The organism is Streptomyces sp. NPDC029041 (assembly GCF_040637515.1).
In the GTDB taxonomy this organism is placed as follows: domain Bacteria; phylum Actinomycetota; class Actinomycetes; order Streptomycetales; family Streptomycetaceae; genus Streptomyces.
In genome coordinates this window covers 1-23,955 of record NZ_JBEZWO010000006.1, presented here as the reverse complement: position 1 = coordinate 23,955, position 23,955 = coordinate 1, and the positions used below count along the sequence as shown (strand labels likewise).

Sequence of the window (23,955 nt, the reverse complement as noted above, 5' to 3'; positions counted from 1 at the left end):
GGCTCCGGAAATGCGGGATTAACATCCCGGCCACGCCGATCGCGTGGATCGGTCAATGAGAGAGCGTCCACGGCTCACCGCGCGCACCACCACTCCGTGTCACTCGGTGCCGTCGCCCCCAAGGCGTCGTGGTGGTCCTCTCGGTCGCGACAGCGCCGACGGCCGCAGCCCGGCCGCGGCATCGCGCATGCTCCGCGCCGTCTCCAGCAGACGCGGAGCACCTGAACAGACCTGGAAAGGTCTAGTCCTGAGGAGACAGGCATGTTCCGACCGGCCGGCGACGATGCCGACCCGACTCCCTCCACGGCGCCACGCGGCTCGCGCGTGCGCCGCATCATCGCGGCCGCCGTCGGCGCCACCGTCACGGTGGCGAGCGTGATGCTCACCGGCGTCGTCCCCGCACAAGCCGCCACCACCGTCCACACCTACGCGCCGACGGGAGTCGGAGGCGGTACGACCACGTCTCCGGACGTGGCGTCCGCCAAGTACCAGGTGCAGGTCGCGGGCACGCCCGTCCAGGCGGTGCAGTACAACCAGAGCGGTCACAACTTCGACATCGCGCGCTTCGCGTCGGACTCCCGCACGCCGACGATCACGGTCACGCTGCCCAGCACCACGATCAACACGGTGAACGTCTACCCGGCGCGCCACTACCCGGCCGGCAGCGTCTCGGTGAGCACGGACAAGCACACCCTGACGTTCCAGATGTCAGCCGCCGCCGGGTTGAACCAGGCGATCGTGATGGTCAACGGCGACTCGACCAACGCGGCGGGTCAGCCCTACCTGGCGGTCGTCAACGACCCGCTGGAGGACCCGGCGCAGCGACCGGACACCACGAGCGCACCGGACGGTTCCGGCGTCAACCTGCAGACCGGTGTCCTCAACTTCCAGCAGTTCGCCGCGAAGTACCTCGCGGCGCACCCGAACAGCGCGGCTCAGACGGCTCCCGGCGCGACGACCAGTTCCATGGCCGGCCGGACCGTCAACGGCACCGCCATCCCCGCCGGTCAGAAGACCTCGGCCGGGAGCCTGGTGAGCGCGAGCAGCGTCAACGTGCGGTACCCGAAGGTGCGGGTGATGGCCGCCAACGACGTCACGTACGCCCTGCAGGCCGCCATCGCGACCATCAAGGCCAACCCCACGGCGCTCAACACGCTCTACTTCCCCAACGGCACGTACGTGTGGTCCGGTCTGCTGGTCGACGGTCTGGACGGCAGCAAGCTCAAGGGCGGCAAGCTGAAGATCTACACCGACGAAGGGGCCCTGCTGAAGAACCGCGTCCAGGCGTACATGGAGGCGTTCGAGCCGGCGATCGGCATCATCGGCTCGAGCGACATCGAGATCGACGGCCGTGGCGTCTTCGACGGCAACGGCGTGGCGAACTACAACGCCGTGAGCAGCGGTGACCTGCACGACGCCTACCGCAGCCAGCACCAGGGCGGCGCCATGGTCATGCACTCGTCGGACATCACGTTCAACGACACCTACGTGCGCAACGCGAAGCAGTGGAACTGGGAGACCCACACCGCCAAGAGCGTGACGTTCAACAACATCAAGGCCCTCACCCCGTACGCCCAGCCGTGGGTGGACGGGACGGACTTCGCCAGCGGCCAGGACATCACCGCCAACGGCGTCTTCACCCTCGGCAACGACGACGCGTTCGCCTCCGGCCACTACAACCCCAGCAACGGATTCACCCCCCTTTCCCCCGGTGTGTGGAACAACTTCAAGCTCGGCACCTCCACCGCCGACGTCCAGGGCTACGTCAACGCGGTGGGCGCCTACGACGCCGTCGCCGACGACCTGGGGTTCGACGCCAACGAGTGGGACAACGCCGACTCGGCGAACATCTCGGTCAGCAACACGCTGAACTGGACTGTCAATGCCGGCAACGCGATCCGACTCGGATACCAGGCGAACGGGTACCGGCTCACCAACTACACGTTCGACAACCTCAACTCGGTGTCGGCCAAGGTCGGTGGCATCACCGTGATGAACAACTCCAACACCTACCCGCGTATCCAGAGCGTCGTGGTGAAGAACAGCTCGATCGACAACTCCCGGTTCACGGGCGCGGCGATCAGCGTCGGCGGCGGCAACGGGACCACCCAGACCATCACCGCCGACCAGCAGGCGAACTGGGGGTACGCCCCCAACCCCGACGGGTCGGGCGCCACGTACTCGTACACCAAGGCCCCGATCGGCACCGTCACCCTCGACAACGTGTGGTTCTCGAAGAGCGCGAGCAACACGATCACCGGAGTGACGAACGCGACGCTGAACAACCTCCGCGTCGCGGGCCAGCTCGTCCAGTACACCAGCCAGTTCCCGTTGACGACGAGCGGCGTCGGCACGCTGACCAACACCTACACGGACGCGAACGGACAGACCCAGAACGTCAAGACCGGCAGCTTCACCAACGGCGACACCTGGGTGGGCGCGTGGACCGGCGATCAGACCTCGAACAATTCGTCGGACCTGACCCTCATCACCCGCAACACCGGGGTCGGCCTGATGGGCGAGCAGTACACCACCGGATCCGGTGACGGAAAGCTCTCCTACATCCGGTTCCCTCTCACCGGTCTCACCAGGGCGCCGAGCCAGGCGACACTCCGTCTCACCTACGTCGGCCACCGCTATTCGTCGGTCCCGTCGACCGACACCGACCAGCTCCTCGTGCAACCCGTCAGCGACACCGTCTGCACCGGCGGCGGCACGTCCTGCCCGGTCACCACGATGACCTGGCAGAACCGGCCGAGCTTCACCGCCACGAACTCCTCCGTCGCGAGGTCGGCCACCTTCACCCTCGGTTCGACCATCATCCCCGAGGGCGGCGGGACCCACCAGGGCAACGCCATCGACGGCCGCGGAATCACCGTCGACATCACCTCCTTCGTCCAGAACGCCTACGCGGCCAACCAGTCCACGCTCCTGCTCGCCGTCGGCGTCACGGGCACCAACCACGAGCTGCGCTTCGTCAGCTCCGAAGGCGCCACCGGCTCCGGAAAGCTCACCAACGCGAACGCCGACATGGCACCCAGGGTGACCGTGACCCCGTAGACGCTCGAGGCCGGCCCGTCCCGTGGGACGGGCCGGCCTCAGCCGTCAGGCTCCGCCGCCGGCGGAAGGGATTGTCGCGGCCAGAACCTGTCCGCAAGTCCCGCTACCGTGCCTCACATGACGAACACCAAGCGGAGCGTCACCGGCACGGCACCCCTGCTCGACGCGCGGAGCCTCAACCGCGCGACTCTCGACCGGCAGTTGCTCCTGCGCCCCGCCCGGCTCTCCGTCGCGGCGGCCGTCGAGCACCTGCTCGGGCTCCAGGCGCAGAACGTCAAACCGCCGTACTACGCGCTCGCCGCCCGGCTCGACGGGTTCGCGCCCGAGGCGTTGTCCCGGCTGATGGCCGACCGCGAGGCGGTCCGGATCGTCACGATGCGCTCCACGATCCACACCCACACCGCGGACGACTGCCTCACCCTGCGGCCGCTGGTGCAGCCCGCCCGTGACCGGGAGCTCGTGACCTTCCGCAAAGGACTCGCCGGCGTCGACCTGGACCGGCTGGCCGGGCTCGCCCGCGACCTGGTCGAGACCGAGCCCCGCACCATGAAGCAACTGCGCGAGGTCCTGCTGAAGGAGTGGCCCGACGCCGATCCGCAGGCCCTGGCCGTCGCCGCCCGCTGCCGTCTCCCGCTGGTGCAGGTGACGCCGCGCGGTCTGTGGGGGCGCAGCGGACAGGTCAGTCTCACCACCGCCGAACACTGGCTCGGCCGGCCCGCACAGCCGGCGCCCACACCCGACGAGGTCGTCCTGCGCTATCTCGCCGCCTTCGGCCCGGCCTCGGTGAAGGACATGCAGACCTGGGCCGGCATGACGCGCCTGCGCGACGCCTTCGAACGGCTCCGCCCGCAGCTGACGACCTTCCGGGACGACAGCGGCGCGGAACTCTTCGACCTCCCGGACGCCCCCCGCCCCGACCCGGACACCCCGGCGCCGCCGCGGTTCCTCCCCGAGTTCGACAACCTGCTGCTCTCGCACGCCGACCGCAGCCGTGTGATCCCGCCCGAGTACCGGGGCCGCTCGTGGAAGGGCAACATGGCCTACTGCACGCTCCTCGTCGACGGCTTCCTCGCGGGGCTGTGGCGGCTGACGGAGGACACGCTCGTGATCGAGCCCTTCGACCGCCTCACCCGCACGCAGCAGGACGAGATCGCCACCGAGGGGGAGCGGATGCTGCGGGTCATGCACCCGGAGTCGTCGTACGGCATCCGCTTCGGCGCCGTCCGGACCTGAGACGCCCGGACTCTGCGGAAGACATGGATAGGGGGCGTTGCGGGCCGCTCGTGGAGGCCCGCAACGCCCCCTGGTCAATCACCTGAGGGATACTCAGGAGCTAGTGGAAGGTCACGAGTTGACCTGTGCCGTGACCAGGTTGGAGAAGGTGGTCAGTCGGGTGTAGACACCCGGGTAACCGGCCTGGGCGCAGCCCTCGCCCCAGGAAGTGATGCCTGCCAGGACGCCCCCGATGAGCAGGGGGCCGCCGCTGTCGCCCTGGCAGGTGTCCACGCCGCCGGAGGTGTATCCGGCGCACACCATCTCGCTCTGCACGAACTGGGAGCCGTAGGAGCTCCCACAGCTGGAGTCGGACACGGTCGGTACGGTCGCGGTGCGCAGCTGGTTGGAGCTGCTGCCGTTGGAGGCGGTGGTGCCCCAGCCGAGGATGCGCGCGGTGGTGCCGGCCGCGTACACCGACGTCTGGGAGGCGGAGACGTACTTCGCCGTGGTGTACGGCATCGCCGTCGACAGCGTCAGCACGGCCACGTCTTCACCCTTGGTGGCGGTGGTGTAGCTCGGGTGGATCCATATCTTGCTGACTCTGCTGACCGTGCCGTTGGTGCCGTTGAGGTAGGTGCGGCCACCGACGACGCGCACGCTGCTCGTGGTCTCGCCGACCATGCAGTGCGCGGCGGTGACGACCTTCGTGGGCGAGACCAGCGTGCCGCCGCAGAACTGGTTCTGCGAGGCGTCCGTGATCTGCATGACGAACGGGTACGCGGACGTCGTGGTCGTGGTGCCCCCGACGATCGGCTGGGGCGCGGCGACGGCCGTGGGAGCGGCGAGCAGCGCGGTCGTGGCGGCGGCGGCGGTCGCCGCGACGGCGGCGGCGGCCTTCTTGGCAGCGTTGAGCCCGAACATGGGGTCTCCTTGGGGAGTTGCCGGTGGGGGGTCGCGCGGGTGGTGAGAACGGGGACCCTGACACCGTTGTTCGGATCTCCGTGTGCCCGGCGAGCGGCACGCCCCAAAGCTAGAGCCCAGCGCGGAGCGCCCCCAATGAGGGAAGCCCCTAAGGGAGTTGGGCAGGGATAACCCTCGGTCCGGCGCCGTAAACCCAGGTCGGGTCAGGTCGTGCGGCGGCCCGCCGCCAGCCGGACGATGTCCACCCGGGAGCGGATCCCGAGCTTGCGGTAGACCCGGGTCAGGGTCGCCTCGACGGTCTTGACGCTGATGAACAGGCGCGCCGCGATCTCCCGGTTGGTCGCGCCCTCCATCACCAGCGAGGCGACCTGACGCTCCATCGCGGCGAGCCCCTCCAGGGCGTCCAGGGCGACGGGCGGCGCTGCGGCGGCCGGTTCCACCGCCGTGGGTCCGGCCGTGGCGGCGGCGTCGACCTGCCGCAGCCAGGGCAGCGCACGGCAGCGCCGGAACAGCCGCGCGGCCTCGTCGTACGACACCGGCCCCGGCAGGGGCCTGGCCCCGGGGCGGGGCGAGGCGGCGGCCTGGGCGCGCAGGCGGGCCAGCGCGAAGGCCGCCCGGGCCTCCTCCAGCCCGTACCCGAGCCGGGAGAGGCGGTCCTGCACGGACGTCAACCGGACGACGGCGGCCTCGTGTTCGCCGCGTGCCGCCCGCACCAGCGCCTCGGCCCGGTCCAGGACGGCCAGCACGCTCTGCCGGCCCAGCCGCAGCGCGTGCGCCCGGGTCGTGTCGATGACGTCCTGGGCCTCGCCCGGCTCCCCGATGCGGACCAGGGCCTCGGCGAGGTCACCGTGCCAGCGCCCGCGCCCGGGGTCGTTGATGCCGAGCCCCTGCTCCAGCTCCCGCACCCGGCGCAGCGACCGGACGGTGGCGGCCGGGTCGCCGGCCACCAACTGGGCGTAACCCAGGGCCGCCAGGGCCCGGGAGAGATACATCTGGTCGCCGTCGACCTCGGCGTGGTCCGCCGCCTCGCGGGCGAGGGCCAGCGCCCGGTCCACGTCCCCGGCCGAGGCCTCCGCGAGGGAGGCGAGCATCGCCGAGGCGCCCTCGCCGATCCCGGAGTCCCGGGCGAGCCGCAAACTCTCGCGCGCCAGGTCCAGGGCCCGGCCGCAGTGCCCGGAGCGCAGTTCCGTGTCGGCGAGGAAGCGCAGGAAGTGCACCTCGCTCTCGACCATGCCCCGCCGGCGCACCTCGCGCAGCAGCGCGGTGATGGTCGCCCGCGCCTCGGGCAGCTGGTCGCTCATGATCAGCCAGCGGAACCGGGCCGACCCGGCGCCGTTGTGGTGGCAGGCCACGTAGGGGTCCTGGGGCTCCTTCAGGGCCCGCTTGACGGTCGCGGGGGCGTCCGGGTGGCCCATCAGGGTCTCGGTCGAGGCCTGGAAGGACAGCGCCATCAGCTCGGTGCGCCGGTCCCCGCCCCGGGCGGCCAGCTCCGCCGCGTGCGCGGCTTCCTTGCGGGCCTCCGCGAAGTCGCCCTCGACGACCAGGCCCCGCCAGGCCAGCTGGTAGTAGACCTGGGCGAGCAGGCGCGGGTCGTCGCCCGCGTCGGCGAGGACCTGCGGGAAGACGGCGTCGACGTCGCCCAGGGCCTGCCCGGCCGCCTCGATGACCACCATCCACGCCCGCACCCGCTCGGCGGGCACGGTGGCACGCGTCAGTACGTCGCGTGCGATGTCCCGGGCGAGATCGGCCTCGCCGGCGGTGATCGCGTCCTCCGCGGCCAGCAGACGCCGCTCGTCGGGGCCGGGAGTGCTGTCCGCCGGGGTGTGCCGGGCGGCCAGCAGCCCGAGCGAGGCGGCCACGGAGGGCGCCCCGCGGTCCCGGGCCAGCGCACCGGCCTCGGCGAGCCGGGCCGCGACGTCCGGGTCGGTGCCGGTGGTGGCCAGGGCCAGGTGCCGGGCCCGCTCGATGGGGTCGGAGGCCGCCGTGGACAGCGCGGCGTGCACGGCCCGCCGCTCCTGTGCCGGGGCCTCCGCGTAGAGGGCGGCCGAGATCAGCGGATGCGCGAAGCGCAGGGCCGGCGCCTCGGGGTCGGTGGCCAGCAGCCCCAGGGCCGCGGCCTGCGCCGTCTCGGCCTCGGCGTGCTCGCGCCCGGCCGCGTGCAGCAGCGCCAGGGTGGGACGGGCACCGGCGCTGGCGACCAGGAGGGTGCGGCGCGCCTCGTCGGACAACATCTCCAGCCGGCTCAGCACCAGGGCCCGCAGCGAGGTGGGCACGGGCAGCGGCTCACCCGGCCGGGGCCGGGCCGGGCTCTCGGCCAGGGCGCGGCCCAGCTCCAGCGCGAAGAGCGGGTTGCCGCCGCTGGTGCGGTGGATGTCGCGGATCGTGGAGCGGGACAGGGGCGTGTAGCCGCGGTGGTCGAGCAGCGCGGAGACCTGCGTACGGCTCAGCGGGCCCAGCCGGACGGCGAGCGTGTCGGGCGGGGACGCGGGCAGGTGACGGTCGTACTCCTGGCCCTCTGTCCGCACCGCGCACAGCATCTGCACGGGCGTGTCGCCCAGCCGGCGGGCCGCGAAGCCGAGCAGTTCCGCACTCGCGGCGTCCAGCCACTGCAGATCGTCGGCGACCACGAGCACCGGGCCCTTCGCGGCCAGGGCGCGCAACGCCGACAGCACCGCGAGGCGCAGCGCGAGCCCGTCCCGCTGGAGCGTGGACTCGCCGCGGCCGGTGAGTGCCGACTCCAGGGCGGTGCGCTGGGCGCCGGGCAGGGCACCGGACACGTCGTCCAGGACCAGTCCGAACAGATCGGCCAGCGCCAGGAAGGGCAGGTGGGATTCCGACTCGGTCGCCGAGCAGCGCAACACCGTCCGGTCCGCACCGCCGTAATCCGCGGCCAGCGCCCGCAGGACGGTCGACTTTCCAATTCCGGCCGGACCGTGGAGCAGCACACTGCCCCCTCGGCCGAGCTGTTCACATGCCGAGGCGAACAGCTCCTCCCGGCCGATGACCTGGTCGGGGCGGCTTCTGGGAGGCTCCTGGAAGTCCCGTCGTACGGTCACCGCTCCCCTCCCTGTGTCGTGTCCTGGCCAATATTAGGCAACAGCTGTTTGAATTTCGGAGGGACGACCTCGTGAGGGAAATAACAACACGTGAGGGCGGGAGAATTCTCGGGACTCCCGAATGCCCCGGAAGACGGGGCCGGTGGCTCCTCGGGGACCCCTCGGCGCAGCACTCGTGCAGGCATCACAGAAAACACCACAAACCTACGGCAACCACCCCGCTCGGCGCGCGGCGACCACGGCCTCGCCGCGGGTACGGGCCCGCAGCTTCCGCATGGCCGACCGCAGGTACCCCTTGACCGTCTCCGGCGTCACGCCCAGCCGTTCCGCGGCGACCGCGTTCGTCGCCCCCGCCGCCACGCACGCCAGCACGTCCACCTCGCGCGGCGCGAGCCCGACCCGGGGCGGCCCGGCGGACTCGTCCGTGAGCAGCGCACACGCGCCGAGCACCTCCGCGCGCAGCTCCGGGTCCGCGATCCGCGGAGCCAGCGCCCGCAGGGCCGCGTGCGCCTCCCGCACCCGCTCCCATCCCGGGCCCGCTCCGGCCCCGGCGGCGAGCGTGCGGGCCTCGTCCCGGACGGCCATGGCCCGCTCCACGTCCCGCGCCGCCTCCACGGCCGCGTCCAGCATCCGCCCGCCCAGCGGCAGGGAGGTGCGCAGCGCCCCGTACAGCACTCCGCGCACCCGGTGCCGCACCACCACCGGCACGGCCAGCACCGAGCGCAGCCCCTCCACTGCCACCGGGGCGTCGTACTCGTGGCTGATCTGCCGCGACGCCGAGTACTCCGTCACGACGCAGGGCCGGGCCAGCGCCAGGGTCTTGCCGCCGAGACCGGTGCCGGACGTCACCACCAGCGACCGCAGGGCGTGCGTCGCCGTGCCGCTCAGTTCGCTGATGCGCATCCTCTGCCCGGCCTCCAGCAGGCCGCCGAAGGCGACGGGAAGGCCGGTGCCCCGCCGCAGACGCAGCAGCGCGTTGCGTATCTCGACCGCGTCGGACGCGTCCGTCGTCACCTGATCCGCCCCTTCGTCACGGCTCCTGTGCGGGCGCACCCCCCGTTCGGGGGTAGTGAGACCTGCATCACGGATTACACGATGGCTCAGAGCCGCCCGGCAATGGTCCGGCACCCAGGAGGACAGATGACATCGGCGACGGAGCTGTTCCGCGACGCGCGGGATTTCCTGCTCGAACACCGCGAGGACTACCCGACCGCCTACGAGGGCTTCCGCTGGCCCCGTCCGGAGTACTTCAACTGGGCGCTCGACTGGTTCGACGAGATCGCCGACGGCAATTCCCGCACCGCCCTGCACCTCGTCGAGGAGGACGGCCGGGAGACCCGGCTGTCCTTCGGGGAGATGTCGGTGCGGTCGGCGCAGTTCGCCACCTGGCTGCGGGAGCGGGGCGTGCGCGCCGAGGACCGGATCCTCGTCATGCTCGGCAACCAGGCCGAACTGTGGATCACCGCCCTCGCCGCGATGAAACTGCGCGCGGTGGTCATTCCGGCCACCCCCCTGCTCGGCCCCGCCGACCTGCGCGACCGCGTCGGACGCGGCCGGGTCCGGCACGTCATCGCCCGCCCCGAGGACACCGGCAAGTTCGCCGAGGTCCCCGGCGACTACACGCGCATCGCCGCGGGCGCCGCCGGTGCGGTGCCGGACGGCTGGCTGCCGCTGGACGACGCCTACGGCGCCTCCGCGGACTTCGCCCCCGACGGCCCGACCCGGGCCGACGACCCGTTGATGCTGTACTTCACGTCGGGCACCACAGCCCGGCCCAAGCTCGTCGAGCACACCCACACGTCGTACCCGATCGGCCATCTGTCGACCATGTACTGGATCGGCCTGAAACCCGGTGACGTGCACCTGAACATCTCCTCACCCGGCTGGGCCAAGCACGCCTGGTCCAATCTCTTCGCCCCGTGGAACGCCGAGGCGACGGTCTTCCTGCACAACTACACGCGTTTCGACGCCGTCCGTCTCATGACGGAGATGGACCGGGCGGGCGTCACCACCTTCTGCGCCCCGCCGACCGTGTGGCGCATGCTCATCCAGGCCGACCTGACGCAGCTGCGCACCCCGCCCCGTGAGGTCGTCGCGGCCGGCGAGCCGCTCAACCCGGAGGTCATCGAGCAGGTCCGCCGGGCCTGGGACATCACCATCCGGGACGGCTTCGGCCAGACCGAGACGGCCGTCCAGGTCGCCAACAGCCCCGGCCAGCCGCTCAAGACCGGCTCGATGGGCCGGCCGAGCCCCGGCTACCGCGTCGAACTCCTCGACCCCGTGTCCGGCGCACCGGGCGCCGCCGAGGGCGAGATCGCACTCGACCTGTCCGGCCGCCCCGTCGGCCTGATGACCGGGTACCACGGCGACGCCGACCGTACGGCCGAGGCGATGGCCGGCGGGTACTACCGCACGGGCGACGTCGCCTCCAGGGACGCCGAGGGGTATCTGACGTACATCGGACGCAGCGACGACGTCTTCAAGGCCTCCGACTACAAGATCAGCCCCTTCGAGCTGGAGAGCGCGCTGCTGGAGCACGAGGCGGTCGCCGAGGCGGCGGTCGTCCCCGCGCCGGACGAGCTGCGGCTGGCCGTCCCCAAGGCGTACGTCGTGCTGGCCGAGGGCTGGCAGCCCGGCCCCGACACCGCCAAGGTCCTGTTCGAGCACTCCCGCGAGGTCCTGGCCCCCTACAAGCGCATCCGGCGCCTGGAGTTCGGCGACCTGCCCAAGACCGTCTCCGGCAAGATCCGGCGGATCGAGCTGCGTGAGGCCACGGCGGCCGGCTCGGAGACCGAGTACCGCGAGGAGGACTTCCGGTGAGTTCCTACAGCCACGGCACCAGCGGGACGGCGTTGCTCGGCGACACCATCGGGGCCGACCTGGACCGGGCGGTGGCCCGCTGGCCGGGCCGCGAGGCACTGGTCGACGTGCCGTCCGGCCGGCGCTGGACGTACGCCGAGTTCGGTGCGGCGGTCGGCGAACTGGCCTCCGCCCTGCACGCCTTGGGCGTCGCCAAGGGCGACCGGGTGGGGATCTGGGCGGTCAACTGCCCCGAGTGGGTGCTCGTCCAGTACGCCACCGCCCGCATCGGCGCGATCATGGTCAACATCAACCCGGCGTACCGCACCCACGAGGTGGAGTACGTCCTGAAGCAGGCGGGCGTGTCGATGCTGTTCGCCTCCCTGAGCCACAAGACGAGCGACTACCGGGCGATGGTCGAGCAAGTCCGCGGCGGCATTCCGGAGTTGCGCGAGGTGGTCTACTTCGGCGACCCGAGCTGGGAGGCGCTGCTCGGGCGGGCGGTCCCCGACGCGACGTACGACGAACTCTCCTGCGACGACCCGATCAACATCCAGTACACGTCGGGTACCACGGGCTTCCCGAAGGGCGCGACGCTCTCCCACCACAACATCCTCAACAACGGCTTTTTCGTGGGGGAGTTGCTCGCCTACACCGAGCAGGACAGAATCTGCATCCCTGTCCCCTTCTACCACTGTTTCGGCATGGTCATGGGGAACCTGGCCGCCACCTCGCACGGCGCCTGCATGGTCATCCCCGCCCCGTCCTTCGACCCGAAGGCCACCCTGGAGGCGGTCCAGCGGGAACGCTGCACGTCCCTCTACGGCGTCCCGACCATGTTCATCGCGGAGCTGAACCTCCCCGGCTTCGCCTCCTATGACCTGACCTCCCTGCGCACCGGCATCATGGCGGGCTCGCCGTGCCCGGTGGAGGTGATGAAGCGGGTGGTCGCCGAGATGCACATGGCGGAGGTGTCCATCTGCTACGGCATGACCGAGACGTCCCCGGTGTCGCTGCAGACCCGCAGGGACGACGACCTGGAGCACCGCACCGGCACGGTCGGCCGGGTCCTGCCGCACATCGAGGTCAAGGTCGTCGACCCGGCGACGGGGGTCACCCGGCCGCGCGGCACCGCAGGGGAGTTGTGCACCCGCGGCTACAGCGTGATGCTCGGCTACTGGAACGAGCCGGAGAAGACCGCCGCGTCCGTCGACGCCGGTCGCTGGATGCACACGGGCGACCTCGCCGTGATGCGCGAGGACGGCTACGTCGAGATCGTCGGCCGCATCAAGGACATGATCATCCGGGGCGGCGAGAACATCTACCCGCGCGAGATCGAGGAGTTCCTGTACGGCCATCCTAAGATCCAGGACGTCCAGGTCGTCGGCGTCCCGCACGAGCGCTACGGCGAGGAGGTCCTGGCCTGCGTCATCGCCCGCGACCCGGCCGACCCGCCCACGCTGGAGGAGCTCCGCGCCTTCTGTGAGGGGCGGTTGGCCCACTACAAGGTCCCGGCCCGGGTGCGGATCCTCGACTCCTTCCCGATGACGGTGTCCGGGAAGGTCCGCAAGGTGGAGCTGCGGGAGAGGTTCGCCGACGGCTGAGGGGCGCGCCGGTCACAGCGGCGCACGCATGCACACCCGTGGCCACAGGTCCAGGCCGTGTGCCGCCTCCGCCGCGCGGATCTCTCGGAGGCCGGGCGTGAGGTCCGCCTCGGCCACGGGCCGGAAGCCCAGGCGGGCGTAGTACGGGGCGTTCCACGGGACCTCCGTGAAGGTGGTCAGCGTCAGGGCCGTCAGGCCCTCCTCGCGGGCGCGGCCGGCGGCGTGGACCAGCAAAGCGCGGCCGATGCCCTGCCGTGCGGCGCGCGGATGGACCGAGACCTGCTCGATGTGCAGGGCGCCGTCGACGGGTTCGGCCAGGAGGTAGGCGACCGGCCTGTCGCGCTGGTCGGCGGCGACCCAGCAGCGGCCCGCCCGGCGGTAGCGCTCCAGGACGTCCGCGGCGGGCGGTTCGTCATCGGCGATCTCCGGCATGCCGAGGTCGCGGAAGGGGGCGCCGGCGGCCCGTTCGATGTCCTGCAGAGCGGGGAGTTCGGCCGGGGTCGCGGGACGGATGCGCATGCGGTGAGTATGCGGGGCGCGGGCGGGGTCAGGGGGCCCGGTTCCCGGTCGCGGAGGTGGCCAGGACGTCGGCCGGGCCGTTCACCGGCCTCGGCGTGCCGTCGAGGCCGAGGACGAACAGGGCGACGCCCAGGGCGTCCGCGCGGGCCCGGGCGTCGTCCGCGTACCCGGCGAGGGAGACGTAGACGGCCTCCACGGACTCCGTCATGGCCGTCAGCCACAGGCATTCGACGTCCCTGAGGGTCGCCGGGCGTACGACCGGGTCCACCTGCGCGACGACACCGCGGGCGGCGAGGCCGATGCCGGAGGGCGGGCGCTGGTCGGCCCTGCGCACACCCCGGTAGCCGAGCCAGCGCAGATACAGGGCGGTGGCCGTGACGGCGTCCCGCGCGGTCCGGATCGTGACGGAGAGGAAGGGGGGCCGGGCGGCCGGGGCGGCGCGCCGGACCGTCACCGCCTCCGAGGCCGAGGTGGCGTCCACACCGGCTGTACCGCCCCGGGCGGCGGCGCTCTCCCCGTCCTCCATGACCGCCACCCGCAGCGTCATCCCGCACGAACACCCCACCTCCGGGCGGGGCCACTCGCCGCGCCGCCCGCAGGAGCCGCACCGCACGGTCACCCAGTCGTCCTGCCAGACCCGGTGCGAGACGGGCGTCGCCGTGCCGTCCCGGACCAGGCGCGGGGCGACCGGCGCGCCGCACACGCACGGGTACGCCGGTGTCGTGTAGCGGTGCTCGCGGCGGCAGGCCGGGCAGCGCACCGAGGCGGTCTCGGTCATGGCACTCCAGAACCGTTTCGTATCGGGGCAGTGCGCCCATCGTGCTCCCTCCGCCCCCGCCCTGTCCGGCGCTTTCCGTCTCTTGACGCCCTTCGCCCGCCCCACATACATTCATTCCAGATCGTAGAAAACAATTTCCGCAATACGGAAGAGCTCACCGCGGGCGCGACGGGAGTGCGAATCCGACAGCCGAAGCAGGAGTACTCGATGGCTCGAATGACCGCTGCCCGCGCGGCAGTTGAGATCCTCAAGCGCGAGGGCGTCGCCGACGCGTTCGGTGTCCCCGGCGCGGCGATCAACCCGTTCTACGCGGCGCTCAAGGCCTCGGGCGGCATCGCCCACACCCTCGCCCGCCACGTCGAGGGCGCCTCGCACATGGCCGAGGGCTACACCCGCACCCGCCCGGGGAACATCGGCGTCTGCATCGGCACCTCCGGCCCGGCCGGCACCGACATGATCACGGGCCTGTACTCCGCGACCGGTGACTCCGTCCCGATCCTGTGCATCACGGGTCAGGCCCCGACCGCCGTGATCCACAAGGAGGACTTCCAGGCCGTCGACATCGCCTCCATCGCCAAGCCGGTCACCAAAATGGCCGTCACCGTGCTGGAGGCCGCGCAGGTCCCGGGCGTCTTCCAGCAGGCCTTCCACCTGATGCGTTCCGGCCGCCCGGGCCCGGTCCTCATCGACCTGCCGATCGACGTGCAGCTGACGGAGATCGAGTTCGACCCGGAGACCTACGAGCCGCTCCCCGTCTACAAGCCCGCCGCGACCCGCGCCCAGATCGAGAAGGCGATCGGGATGCTGAACGCCTCCGAGCGGCCCCTGATCGTCGCGGGCGGCGGCATCATCAACGCCGACGCCGCCGAACTCCTCGTCGAATTCGCCGAGCTGACCGGCACCCCGGTCGTCCCGACCCTGATGGGCTGGGGCCTGCTGCCCGACGACCACGAACTCAACGCCGGCATGGTGGGCCTGCAGACCTCGCACCGCTACGGCAACGCGACGTTCCTGGAGTCCGACTTCGTCCTCGGCATCGGCAACCGCTGGGCCAACCGCCACACCGGCAGGCTCGACGTCTACACGGCCGGGCGGACCTTCGTCCACGTCGACGTCGAACCCACCCAGATCGGCAAGATCTTCGCCCCGGACTACGGCATCGCCTCCGACGCGAGGGCCGCCCTGAAGCTGTTCGTCGAGGTCGCCCGCGAGCTGAGGGAGGCCGGCACCCTGCCCGACCGGTCCGCGTGGGCCCGGGCGGCGCAGGAGCGCAAGGCGACCCTCCAGCGCCGTACGCACTTCGACGACATCCCGATCAAGCCGCAGCGCGTCTACGAGGAGATGAACAAGGCCTTCGGGCCGGAGACCCGCTACGTCTCCACGATCGGCCTCTCACAGATCGCCGGGGCGCAGATGCTGCACGTGTACCGGCCCCGCCACTGGATCAACTGCGGCCAGGCCGGCCCGCTCGGCTGGACCATCCCGGCCGCGCTGGGCGTGGCCAAGGCCGACCCGGACGCCTCGGTCGTCGCCCTCTCCGGCGACTACGACTTCCAGTTCATGCTGGAGGAACTGGCCGTCGGCGCACAGCACCGGATCCCGTACATCCACGTCCTGGTGAACAACTCCTACCTGGGCCTGATCCGCCAGGCGCAGCGGGCGTTCGAGATCGACTTCCAGGTCAACCTGGAGTTCGAGAACCTCAACTCGCCGGAGCTCGGCGTCTACGGCGTCGACCATGTCAAGGTCGCCGAGGGCCTCGGCTGCAAGGCGATCCGCGTCACCGACCCCGCCGAGCTGGGGGCCGCCTTCGAGCAGGCCAAGAAGCTGGCCGCGGAGTACCGGGTCCCGGTCGTCGTCGAGGCGATCCTGGAGCGCGTCACCAATATCTCCATGTCGACGACCAACGACATCGGCAACGTCGTGGAGTTCGAGGAGATCGCCACCGAGCCCGGCCACGCGCCGACCTCGATCAGGACGCTCAAGGTCTGACGCGGGGGGAGAGGGGCGGTCCGTCCATGGGGGGCGGACCGCCCCTCCGGCATGTCCGTGGGGGCCGCTCTTGCGGCATGTCCCCCAACGCGTCGCGTCCTCGGGCGAGACCGCTCACGCACACGCGCCGCTGGTCAGGTCCGGGCGCCTGCCCGCGAAGTGCCCTACGCACGCGTCAGCTTCCGCCGCCTCCGCAGCCCCCGCCGGCACCGCATGAGTGGTAGCCCCCGCCCCCGCCGTTCCTGCCGCGCGGCGGGTCCTCGAGAAGGCTGCTGCCGCCCACCTCCGCCCGGCGCACCAGGCCCGCCCGCAGCGCGAAGCGCGGCACCAGGAGCCGCAGGGCCGCCTCCCCGTGCAGGGCGACCAGCAGCAGCCGTTCGGGGTCGGTCAGACCGTTCTGCTCGTCGGCAGGGGGTGCTCGTGGCGCTGCCCGCGGACGTGGCGGCGGGCAGCGCGGGTCGGCCCGGGCAGGGGGTGACGCAGCAGCCCCGCCTCCGCGAGCGGAATGCGCATGAGGGTCACCGCGAGGCGGATCTCCGGATCCTTCACCAAGGCCTTGGGAGAGACGGGCACACGCAGGCAGGTGTGTACCGCGGCCGCCGAACCGGAGGGCTGCCGTTCCGCCTCCGCGGCGTCCGCGACACCCGCCCGGACCGTCCCGGGCGGGCCCGCCTCCACCCGACCCCGCAGGTACAGCTCCACCAGGGCGACGGTGACGGCGGCCCGCGGGCCTCCCCCCAGCAGTGCGATCTCGTGCGGCTCCAGCCGGACCGCCGTACCGTCGCCCATGGCTTCACCCCCGTACCGGGCCCGCCGCCCCCGTGCCGGCGGGCCCCCGTATGACGAGAATGTGCCCGGCCCCGGGGGCGGTCGCAGCCCCCGGGGCCGGGTTCAGAGCTCGATGTGAGGGTGCCGTACGGACTGTACGAACGGTGCGGCAGACGCGCTCAGCGCTCGTGGTGCTCCGACAGCCCCGGCCAGTCGTCCGGACCGCCGCCCTGCCACTCGACGAGGTCGCTCTCGGCGACATCGGTGACGTACAGGTCGGCGAGGCGCAGGATCTCGGCGACGTCGTCGGTGTGGGTGGCGACGCCGAGCGGCTCCTCGCCCAGGGTGACGCGGCGGGAGCCGTCCAGGGCGGGGGCGTGGACCACGACGTGCGGTTGCTCGGTGGGAGATGCCATGCCTTCAGGCTGCTGCGAACGGAACCGGTCCGCACCCCGGGAGGGCTTGGCCGTCCGGCGGCGCGAGGCTGGGCGCGACAGGACATTCGCGCCGCCGGACGGGGTCCGGGGGACAGGGGAAGGGTGGTGCTGGGACCGCGGCGGGTGCGACGGGCTCCGAGGCCGGCTTCCCTCAGGTCGAGAAGCCGGTCCGGGCCTTTCACCACCGCACTGGCTCGCACGCCGCCGCGGTCCGCGCCCTGGCCGTGTCCGTGCCGGGGGGGACCACCCCTCATCCGGGTCTCCCCGGGTGGTCGGTCACGGTCAGGGAGTTCAGTCCTCGCGCAGGGCGCGGACCGCCTCCTCCACGCGCCGCCCGTACTCGGGGTCGGCGGCGCGGAGGTGCGCGAGGTTCTTCTCGGTCACGTCGTCGCGGGTGACCTTCGACAGGCCGCCGGCGATGTTCGCGACCACGCCGAGAGCGGGCGGCCGGTCTCGGCGGGGCCGTTGTAGGAGTTCGGCCTGCAGGCCTGGCGCATCTCGTTTCGTTGAGTGGTCGGCATGGCTGGTTCCGGGCGGCGCCGCCGCTTCGGGCGCGACAGGACAGGTGTCAGCGGCGGCGCCGCCCGGGGATCAGGGCCTCCGGGGTCACGAGGGTCTGCGCAGGGTCAGAGCTGGGCGCCGGAGAGCCGTTCCACGGCCCTCAGCAGCGCCGAGTGGTCCAGGCCCCCGTCGCCCTGCGCACGCAGACTCGCCACCAGCTGGGCGACCACGGCGCCGACCGGCAGGGCCGCGCCGACGGTGCGGGCGGCGTCCGTGACGATGCCCATGTCCTTGTGGTGCAGGTCGATCCGGAAGCCCGGCTTGAAGTCCCGGCCGAGGAAGTTGTCCTTCTTGCGGGTCAGCACGGTCGAGCCGGCGAGTCCGCCGCCCAGGACGTCCAGGGCGGCCTTCAGGTCCACGCCGGACTTCTCCAGGAAGACCACGGCCTCGGCGCACGCCTGGATGTTCACGGCGACGATCAGCTGGTTGGCGGCCTTCACGGTCTGGCCGGAGCCGTGCGGACCGCACAGCACGATGGTCTTGCCGAGCGCCTCGAAGATCGGCTTCGCCTGGTCGAAGTCGGCTTGCTCGCCGCCCACCATGATGGACAGCACGGCCTCGATCGCGCCGGCCTCGCCGCCGGACACCGGGGCGTCCAGGACACGGATGCCCTTGTCCTTCGCCGCCTTCGCCAGGTCGACCGAGGTCTGGGGCGTGATCGAGGACATGTCGATCAGCAGCGCGCCGGACCGCGCGTTCTCCAGGATGCCGTCCGGGCCGTGGGCGATGGCCTCCACCTGCGGGGACGCCGGGACCATCGTGATGACGACATCGGCGTCCTCGACGGCCTCGGCGACCGAGGAGGCGGCGGTGCCGCCGGCGGCGGCCAGACGGTCCAGCTTGTCCTGCTCCAGCGTGTAGCCGGTGACCTGGTAGCCCGCCTTGATCAGGTTCTCGGACATGGGGGAGCCCATGATGCCGAGTCCGATCCAGGCGACCTTGGGGAGTGTGCTCATGATGGTGTGCCTTTCGGATGCGGGGTCAGCGGGACAGCCAGCCGAAGGCCTCGGCGCTCGGGCGGTCGCCCGGCTTGTACTCGAGGCCGACCCAGCCGTCGTAACCCGCCTTGTTCAGCCGGTCGAGGAGGTCTTCGAGGGGCAGCGAGCCCGTGCCGGGCGCGCCGCGGCCCGGGCTGTCGGCGATCTGGACGTGCCCGGTCTTCGGGGCGAACCGCTCGATCACCGCCGGCAGGTCCTCGCCGTTCATGGACAGGTGGTAGAGGTCCATGAGGAAGCGCGCGTTGTCCAGCCCCGTCGCCTCGTTGACCTTGTCGACGACCTCGACGGCGGCGGGCGCGGACACCAGCGGGTACAGCGGCGACTCGGGCTTGTTCAGCGCCTCGATCAGCAGGATCGCGCCGATCCGGTCGGCGGCCCGGGCCGCCAGGACCAGATTCTCGAGCGCGAGCGCGTCCTGCTCGGCCGGGTCCACGCCCTCGACGCGGTTGCCGTACAGGGCGTTGAGCGCCGTGCAGCCCACGGACGCGGCGAAGTCGGCGGCCACGTCGATGTTGGCGCGGAACCGCTCCGACTCCTCGCCGGGAAGCGACAGGGCGCCGCGGTCCGGGCCCGGGAGCTGCCCGGCGTAGAAGTTCAGGCCGGTGAGCCGGACGCCGGCGTCCTCGATCGCGCGTTTGAGGGCGTGGAGCCCGGACCGCTCGGGGACGGGTGAGTCGACCCAGGGCCACCACAGCTCGACGGCGGTGAAGCCCGCCGCCGCGGCGGCCGCGGGGCGCTCCAGGAGGGGGAGCTCCGTGAAGAGGATCGACAGGTTGACGTTGAAGCGCTGGTCTGCGAATCCCATCGGGGCGGCGCTCCCTTCCTTGTCTCTGCAGTGCTTGCCACTGCTCCGTAGTTTCCGCATAGTGGAATCTTGTTTCTGCTTAACGGAAGACTGCCCGTGGGGTGCGAGGGCTGTCAAGAGGGGCTGCCGGAAAGTCCGTCCCGCGCGTTAGGTTGAGCGCGTGCGACTGAGAGTGGAGTTCACGACCGAGCCGTTCGACCTGGACGAGGCGCCCGCGCACGCGGTGGTGGCCCGCGAGGTCGTGGAGGCCGCCGAGCTGGACGCCGTGGACGTGGGCCCGTTCGGCAACACCGCGGAGGGTGGTGCCGACGCGGTGCTCACCGCCGTGGACGCCCTGCTCCGCAAGACCCTGGAGGCCGGCGCCACCCGCGTCTCGCTCCAGGTCAACGTGGTCGAGGAGGGTGGCGCGTGAGTGGCGCCGGGGACGAGCCGTTCATCGCGGCCGTGAAACCCCTGGTCGACGCGATGGGCGGCGAGATGATCCCGCCCGACGAGGCCGGCCCCGACGACGTCGTCCTGGCCTGGGAGGGCAGGGATGCCGTCGCCGTACGGCTGCCGCAGCTCGCCGACTCCCTCGATCACATCCTGGCCGCCATGGAGCGCCGCAAGGGCATGCCGCTGGCGGATCTGGACCGCAGGGCCAAGCAGGAGGTGGTGCGGACACTCGAGGCGCGCGGCGCCTTCTCCGTACGGCACGGAGTGGAGACGGTGGCGAGCGCACTGGGTGTCAGCCGCTTCACCGTCTACAACTACCTCAACCGCGAGAAGGGGGCCTGACCGGCGCCCGGCGTATCGGTCCGGTTTCGCGCCCCGAAATTTTCAACAAACTGTTGACGTGCTGTCGCGGGAAGGCGTTAGCTATCGGCACGCCCGTTCAGCACGAAGGCCGAATCCGGCCACGGAGGCTCCCGTGACGTCCACTTCCACGCCGCCGGGCCTGACCCGGTTCAACACCCTCGAGGAGCACGCGGCCCACGCCGCCCTCCACGAGGTGTGCGCCGCCACGGCGTGGGCGAAGCGCCTGCTGGCCGCCCGCCCCTACGCCACCTGCGAGGACCTGTACGCCGCGAGCGACGCCGCCATGGCCGACCTGACGGCCGCGGACCTCGACGAGGCGATGGCCGGCCACCCGCCCATCGGCCGCCCCCGGCCCGGGGACCCCACCTCGGCCCGGGAACAGCGTGGCATGGCCGGCGCCTCCGACGCGCTCAAGGCGGAGATGCTGGAGCTGAACCTCGCCTACCAGGAGAAGTTCGGCCACGTCTTCCTCATCTGCGCGACCGGCCGGACCGGCGAGCAGATGCGCGACGCGGTCAGGGAACGGATCGGCAACACACCGGACCGGGAGCGGGAGATCGTCCGCACCGAACTGGGGAAGATCAACCGCATCCGCCTCGCCCGACTCGTCGAAGAGGAAGCCTGACCCCATGAGCACCAGCACCACCGCCTCCGTGTCCACGCACATCCTGGACACCAGCGTCGGCCGGCCCGCCGCAGGCGTCGCCGTCCACCTGTCCGCCCGTTCGGGGCGTGCAGCCGACTGGCGGGCGCTCGGCGGCTCGGTGACCGACGCGGACGGGCGGTGCAAGGACCTGCCGGCTCTGCCGGAGGGAACGACCCACGTACGGCTCGACTTCGCGGTGGAGCCGTACTTCGAAGAATCTGCGAAGAAGCAAGCCGATGCGCAGCAGGACGCCCCCGCGAATCGGGACAGCGGTGCCGTGTTCTTCCCCGAGGTGGCGATCACCTTCGCCGTGACGCCCGGGGAGCACTACCACGTACCGCTGCTGCTCAACCCGTTCGGCTACTCCGTTTACCGAGGGAGCTAGCTAGAGATGCCCACCATTCTGGGACAGAACCAGTACGGCAAGGCCGAGAACCGAGTCGTCAAGATCACGCGGGACGGCGCCACCCACCACATCAAGGACCTCAACGTCTCCGTCGCCCTCTCCGGCGACATGGACGAGGTCCACTACTCCGGTTCCAACGCCAACGTCCTGCCGACCGACACCACCAAGAACACGGTGTACGCGTTCGCCAAGGAACACGGCATCGAGTCGGCCGAGCAGTTCGGCATTCACCTCGCCCGGCACTTCGTCACCAGCCAGCAGCCCATCCACCGCGCCCGGATCCGCATCGAGGAATACGCCTGGGAGCGGATCGAGGCCTCCGACGCCGCCTCGCAGTCCATCGGCGCCGACGAGGCCAAGCACTCCTTCGTCCGCACGGGCCAGGAGGTCCGGCTGACCCAGATCACCTACGACGGCTCGTCGTGGGAGGTCGTCTCCGGCCTGAAGGACCTGGTCGTGATGAACTCGACCAACTCCGAGTTCTGGGGGTACGTCAAGGACAAGTACACGACGCTGAAGGAGGCCTACGACCGCATCCTGGCCACCGAGGTCTCCGGCCGCTGGCGGTTCAACTGGACCGACGACGAGCAGCGCATGCCCGACTGGGAGAAGTCCTACGAGCAGGTCAAGAAGCACCTGCTCCAGGCCTTCGCCGAGACCTACTCCCTCTCGCTGCAGCAGACGCTGTACCAGATGGGCGCGCGGATCATCGATCACCGCAGCGAGATCGACGAGGTCCGCTTCTCCCTCCCGAACAAGCACCACTTCCTGGTCGACCTGGAGCCGTTCGGGCTGAAGAACGACACCGCCGACGGAGCTGTGTACTACGCCGCCGACCGCCCCTACGGCCTGATCGAGGCGACGGTCCTCAGGGACGGCTGCGAGGCGAGGATCCCCGAGGACCTCACCAACCTCTGACGCTCACCCTTTCGGCACCCGTGGCCGGGGAACCCTCCTCCCGGCCACGGCACTCAAAACTCCCAGGGTCCTGCCGTGCCCTCGCCAATTCAGCACACTTCGTGAAAAGGGACGAACCATGGCAGCAGAGCGGCGCACCGTCATCGAGAACTGCGCGATCGCGACCGTCGACGAACACGACACGGAGTACGCCCGCGGGCACGTCGTCCTCGCCGGCAACCGCATCGAGTCGCTCGGCGCGGGCGCGGCCCCCGAGGCCCTGGAGAACGTCGTTCGTCGTATCGACGCCGACGGCCACCTCGTGACCCCCGGCCTGATCAACACCCACCACCACTTCTACCAGTGGATCACCCGGGGCCTCGCCACGGACCACAACCTGTTCGACTGGCTCGTCGCGCTCTACCCCACCTGGGCGCGCATCGACGAGCCGATGGTCCGCGCCGCCGCCCAGGGCTCCCTGGCGATGATGGCCCGCGGCGGCGTCACCACCGCCATGGACCACCACTACGTCTTCCCGCGGGGCTCCGGCGACCTCTCCGGCGCGATCATCGGCGCCGCCCGCGACATGGGCGTCCGCTTCACCCTCGCCCGCGGCTCCATGGACCGCAGCGAGAAGGACGGCGGCCTGCCCCCGGACTTCGCCGTGGAGAGTCTCGACGGTGCGCTGGCGGCCACCGAGGAGACCGTGCGGCAGCACCACGACTCCTCCTTCGACGCCATGACCCAGGTCGCCGTCGCGCCCTGCTCGCCCTTCTCCGTCTCCACCGAACTGCTCCGCGACGGCGCCCAGCTGGCCCGCCGCCTCGGCGTCCGGCTGCACACCCACGGCTCGGAGACCGTGGAGGAGGAGAAGTTCTGCCACGAACTGTTCGGCATGGGACCGACCGACTACTTCGAGTCCACCGGCTGGCTCGGCGAGGACGTGTGGATGGCGCACTGCGTCCACATGAACGACTCCGACATCGCCGCCTTCGCCCGGTCCCGGACCGGCGTCGCGCACTGCCCGTCCTCCAACGCCCGCCTCGCCGCCGGAATCGCCCGCGTCCCCGACATGCTCGCCGCCGGCGTCCCCGTCGGCCTCGGCGTCGACGGCACCGCCTCCAACGAGTCCGGCGAACTCCACACCGAACTGCGCAACGCCCTCCTCATCAACCGCCTCGGCGGCCACAAGGAGGCCGCCCTGAACGCCCGTCAGGCCCTGCGCCTGGGCACGTACGGAGGCGCCCAGGTCCTCGGCCGGGCCGCGGAGACCGGCTCCCTGGAGCCCGGCAAGCTCGCCGACCTCGTGCTGTGGAAGCTGGACACGCTCGCCCACGCCTCCATCGCCGACCCGGTGACCGCACTGGTCTTCGGCGCGGCCGCCCCGGTCACCGCCTCCTTCGTGAACGGCCGGCAGATCGTGGAGGACGGACGGCTGCTGACGGCCGACGAGGACGCCATCGCCCGCGCCACGCGGGACGAGGCCCGGCGGCTGGCGAAGATCGCCGCCGAGGCCTGAACACCCCCTTGGCTCCGGCCGGGAGGGACGGCTCCCGGCCGGTGGCCGTGCACCCGAGCGGGGTGCACGGCGGTCGTCTCCGGGGCCCGACGGAAACGGGTTCCGCTTCCGCAACGCCCACAGCGGCAAGGTGCTCGGTGTCCAGGACATGTCCACGGCGGACAACGCGACCGTCC

20 protein-coding genes and 1 pseudogene are annotated in these 23,955 nt (G+C 71.5%); 11 read left to right on the top strand and 10 right to left on the bottom strand.

Translation table 11 applies throughout. From position 1 onward, the window contains the following. Window positions 1-261 precede the first annotated feature (261 nt). The gene (locus AB0F04_RS16300; protein WP_362042020.1) at window positions 262-3,060 is read left to right on the top strand and encodes a hypothetical protein; all 2,799 of its coding nucleotides are present in this window, start codon (window positions 262-264) and stop codon (window positions 3,058-3,060) included. Between the two features lie 117 nt (window positions 3,061-3,177). Continuing rightward, entirely contained in the window at window positions 3,178-4,293 is a 1,116-nt protein-coding gene (locus tag AB0F04_RS16295) for a winged helix DNA-binding domain-containing protein (protein ID WP_362042018.1), read from the top strand. A 111-nt stretch (window positions 4,294-4,404) separates the two neighbouring features. On the opposite strand, the gene AB0F04_RS16290 is transcribed toward AB0F04_RS16295, so the two are convergent. From AB0F04_RS16290 to AB0F04_RS16280, 3 genes are all read right to left on the bottom strand, one after another. After that, window positions 4,405-5,196, bottom strand: coding sequence for a serine protease (locus AB0F04_RS16290; RefSeq protein ID WP_362042016.1), 792 nt, complete (start codon window positions 5,194-5,196; stop codon window positions 4,405-4,407). A 203-nt stretch (window positions 5,197-5,399) separates the two neighbouring features. Further along, the gene (locus AB0F04_RS16285; protein WP_362042014.1) at window positions 5,400-8,252 is read right to left on the bottom strand and encodes an AAA family ATPase; all 2,853 of its coding nucleotides are present in this window, start codon (window positions 8,250-8,252) and stop codon (window positions 5,400-5,402) included. Between the two features lie 204 nt (window positions 8,253-8,456). Beyond that, window positions 8,457-9,266 carry a helix-turn-helix transcriptional regulator gene (locus AB0F04_RS16280; RefSeq protein ID WP_362042012.1) on the bottom strand — a complete coding sequence of 270 codons (810 nt, stop codon included), beginning with the start codon at window positions 9,264-9,266 and terminating at the stop codon, window positions 8,457-8,459. A gap of 126 nt (window positions 9,267-9,392) precedes the next feature. Here AB0F04_RS16280 and AB0F04_RS16275 point away from each other — a divergent pair, with 126 nt between their 5' ends. Both AB0F04_RS16275 and AB0F04_RS16270 read left to right on the top strand, forming a co-directional pair. After that, on the top strand, window positions 9,393-11,072 hold the full coding sequence (locus AB0F04_RS16275) for an AMP-binding protein (RefSeq protein WP_362042010.1): 1,680 nt from the start codon (window positions 9,393-9,395) through the stop codon (window positions 11,070-11,072). Beyond that, window positions 11,069-12,655 (top strand): AMP-binding protein, encoded by a 1,587-nt coding sequence (locus tag AB0F04_RS16270; RefSeq protein WP_362042008.1) that lies wholly within the window; start codon window positions 11,069-11,071, stop codon window positions 12,653-12,655. The genes AB0F04_RS16275 and AB0F04_RS16270 overlap by 4 nt, the downstream gene beginning before the upstream one ends. A gap of 12 nt (window positions 12,656-12,667) precedes the next feature. Here AB0F04_RS16270 and AB0F04_RS16265 read toward each other — a convergent pair whose 3' ends face one another. Next, complete coding sequence (locus AB0F04_RS16265; protein WP_362042007.1) at window positions 12,668-13,174, bottom strand: GNAT family N-acetyltransferase; 507 nt, start codon at window positions 13,172-13,174, stop codon at window positions 12,668-12,670. A gap of 28 nt (window positions 13,175-13,202) precedes the next feature. Next, complete coding sequence (locus AB0F04_RS16260; RefSeq protein WP_362042005.1) at window positions 13,203-13,952, bottom strand: hypothetical protein; 750 nt, start codon at window positions 13,950-13,952, stop codon at window positions 13,203-13,205. 207 nt (window positions 13,953-14,159) lie between these two features. On the opposite strand from AB0F04_RS16260, the gene gcl reads away from it, so the two are divergent. Next, complete coding sequence (gcl, locus tag AB0F04_RS16255; RefSeq protein WP_362042003.1) at window positions 14,160-15,944, top strand: glyoxylate carboligase; 1,785 nt, start codon at window positions 14,160-14,162, stop codon at window positions 15,942-15,944. Between the two features lie 387 nt (window positions 15,945-16,331). Here gcl and AB0F04_RS16250 read toward each other — a convergent pair whose 3' ends face one another. The 5 genes and pseudogenes from AB0F04_RS16250 to AB0F04_RS16230 form a co-directional block, all read right to left on the bottom strand. After that, the gene (locus AB0F04_RS16250; protein WP_362042001.1) at window positions 16,332-16,733 is read right to left on the bottom strand and encodes a hypothetical protein; all 402 of its coding nucleotides are present in this window, start codon (window positions 16,731-16,733) and stop codon (window positions 16,332-16,334) included. Window positions 16,734-16,891: 158 nt separating this feature from the next. Then, on the bottom strand, window positions 16,892-17,128 hold the full coding sequence (locus AB0F04_RS16245; RefSeq protein WP_362042000.1) for a hypothetical protein: 237 nt from the start codon (window positions 17,126-17,128) through the stop codon (window positions 16,892-16,894). Between the two features lie 312 nt (window positions 17,129-17,440). Beyond that, window positions 17,441-17,581, bottom strand: a pseudogene (locus AB0F04_RS16240) (catalase-related domain-containing protein); the annotation flags it as partial. A 194-nt stretch (window positions 17,582-17,775) separates the two neighbouring features. Further along, on the bottom strand, window positions 17,776-18,666 hold the full coding sequence (locus tag AB0F04_RS16235) for a 2-hydroxy-3-oxopropionate reductase (protein WP_362041998.1): 891 nt from the start codon (window positions 18,664-18,666) through the stop codon (window positions 17,776-17,778). A 25-nt stretch (window positions 18,667-18,691) separates the two neighbouring features. Further along, a complete protein-coding gene (locus AB0F04_RS16230) occupies window positions 18,692-19,513 on the bottom strand; it encodes a TIM barrel protein (RefSeq protein ID WP_362041996.1) in 822 nt (273 codons plus the stop codon). Between the two features lie 160 nt (window positions 19,514-19,673). On the opposite strand from AB0F04_RS16230, the gene AB0F04_RS16225 reads away from it, so the two are divergent. The 6 genes from AB0F04_RS16225 (at window position 19,674) to AB0F04_RS16200 (ending at window position 23,779) form a co-directional block, all read left to right on the top strand. Further along, window positions 19,674-19,925, top strand: coding sequence for a thiamine-binding protein (locus AB0F04_RS16225; protein ID WP_361879652.1), 252 nt, complete (start codon window positions 19,674-19,676; stop codon window positions 19,923-19,925). Further along, window positions 19,922-20,290, top strand: a complete 369-nt coding sequence (locus AB0F04_RS16220) for a helix-turn-helix domain-containing protein (protein ID WP_362041993.1) — start codon at window positions 19,922-19,924, stop codon at window positions 20,288-20,290. Before AB0F04_RS16225 ends, AB0F04_RS16220 begins: the two co-directional genes overlap by 4 nt. A gap of 133 nt (window positions 20,291-20,423) precedes the next feature. Beyond that, a complete protein-coding gene (gene uraD / locus AB0F04_RS16215; RefSeq protein WP_362041990.1) occupies window positions 20,424-20,936 on the top strand; it encodes a 2-oxo-4-hydroxy-4-carboxy-5-ureidoimidazoline decarboxylase in 513 nt (170 codons plus the stop codon). A 4-nt stretch (window positions 20,937-20,940) separates the two neighbouring features. After that, complete coding sequence (gene uraH, locus AB0F04_RS16210; RefSeq protein WP_362041987.1) at window positions 20,941-21,342, top strand: hydroxyisourate hydrolase; 402 nt, start codon at window positions 20,941-20,943, stop codon at window positions 21,340-21,342. Between the two features lie 6 nt (window positions 21,343-21,348). Continuing rightward, on the top strand, window positions 21,349-22,281 hold the full coding sequence (pucL, locus tag AB0F04_RS16205; RefSeq protein ID WP_362041984.1) for a factor-independent urate hydroxylase: 933 nt from the start codon (window positions 21,349-21,351) through the stop codon (window positions 22,279-22,281). A 118-nt stretch (window positions 22,282-22,399) separates the two neighbouring features. Next, window positions 22,400-23,779: an 8-oxoguanine deaminase gene (locus tag AB0F04_RS16200; RefSeq protein ID WP_362041981.1), complete on the top strand. Its 1,380-nt coding sequence runs from the start codon at window positions 22,400-22,402 to the stop codon at window positions 23,777-23,779. Window positions 23,780-23,955: the final 176 nt, after the last annotated feature.

Bases quoted from the DNA above. Each gene is read 5' to 3' on its own strand.
- gcl (WP_362042003.1), top strand. From the start codon at position 14,160: ATGGCTCGAATGACCGCTGCCCGCGCGGCAGTTGAGATCCTCAAGCGC.
- AB0F04_RS16295 (WP_362042018.1), top strand. From the start codon at position 3,178: ATGACGAACACCAAGCGGAGCGTCACCGGCACGGCACCCCTGCTCGAC.
- uraH (WP_362041987.1), top strand. From the start codon at position 20,941: ATGAGCACCAGCACCACCGCCTCCGTGTCCACGCACATCCTGGACACC.
- AB0F04_RS16300 (WP_362042020.1), top strand. From the start codon at position 262: ATGTTCCGACCGGCCGGCGACGATGCCGACCCGACTCCCTCCACGGCG.
- AB0F04_RS16245 (WP_362042000.1), bottom strand. From the start codon at position 17,128: ATGGCATCTCCCACCGAGCAACCGCACGTCGTGGTCCACGCCCCCGCC.
- AB0F04_RS16235 (WP_362041998.1), bottom strand. From the start codon at position 18,666: ATGAGCACACTCCCCAAGGTCGCCTGGATCGGACTCGGCATCATGGGC.
- AB0F04_RS16275 (WP_362042010.1), top strand. From the start codon at position 9,393: ATGACATCGGCGACGGAGCTGTTCCGCGACGCGCGGGATTTCCTGCTC.
- AB0F04_RS16265 (WP_362042007.1), bottom strand. From the start codon at position 13,174: ATGCGCATCCGTCCCGCGACCCCGGCCGAACTCCCCGCTCTGCAGGAC.
- pucL (WP_362041984.1), top strand. From the start codon at position 21,349: ATGCCCACCATTCTGGGACAGAACCAGTACGGCAAGGCCGAGAACCGA.
- AB0F04_RS16290 (WP_362042016.1), bottom strand. From the start codon at position 5,196: ATGTTCGGGCTCAACGCTGCCAAGAAGGCCGCCGCCGCCGTCGCGGCG.
- AB0F04_RS16230 (WP_362041996.1), bottom strand. From the start codon at position 19,513: ATGGGATTCGCAGACCAGCGCTTCAACGTCAACCTGTCGATCCTCTTC.
- AB0F04_RS16200 (WP_362041981.1), top strand. From the start codon at position 22,400: ATGGCAGCAGAGCGGCGCACCGTCATCGAGAACTGCGCGATCGCGACC.
- AB0F04_RS16260 (WP_362042005.1), bottom strand. From the start codon at position 13,952: ATGACCGAGACCGCCTCGGTGCGCTGCCCGGCCTGCCGCCGCGAGCAC.
- AB0F04_RS16250 (WP_362042001.1), bottom strand. From the start codon at position 16,733: ATGGGCGACGGTACGGCGGTCCGGCTGGAGCCGCACGAGATCGCACTG.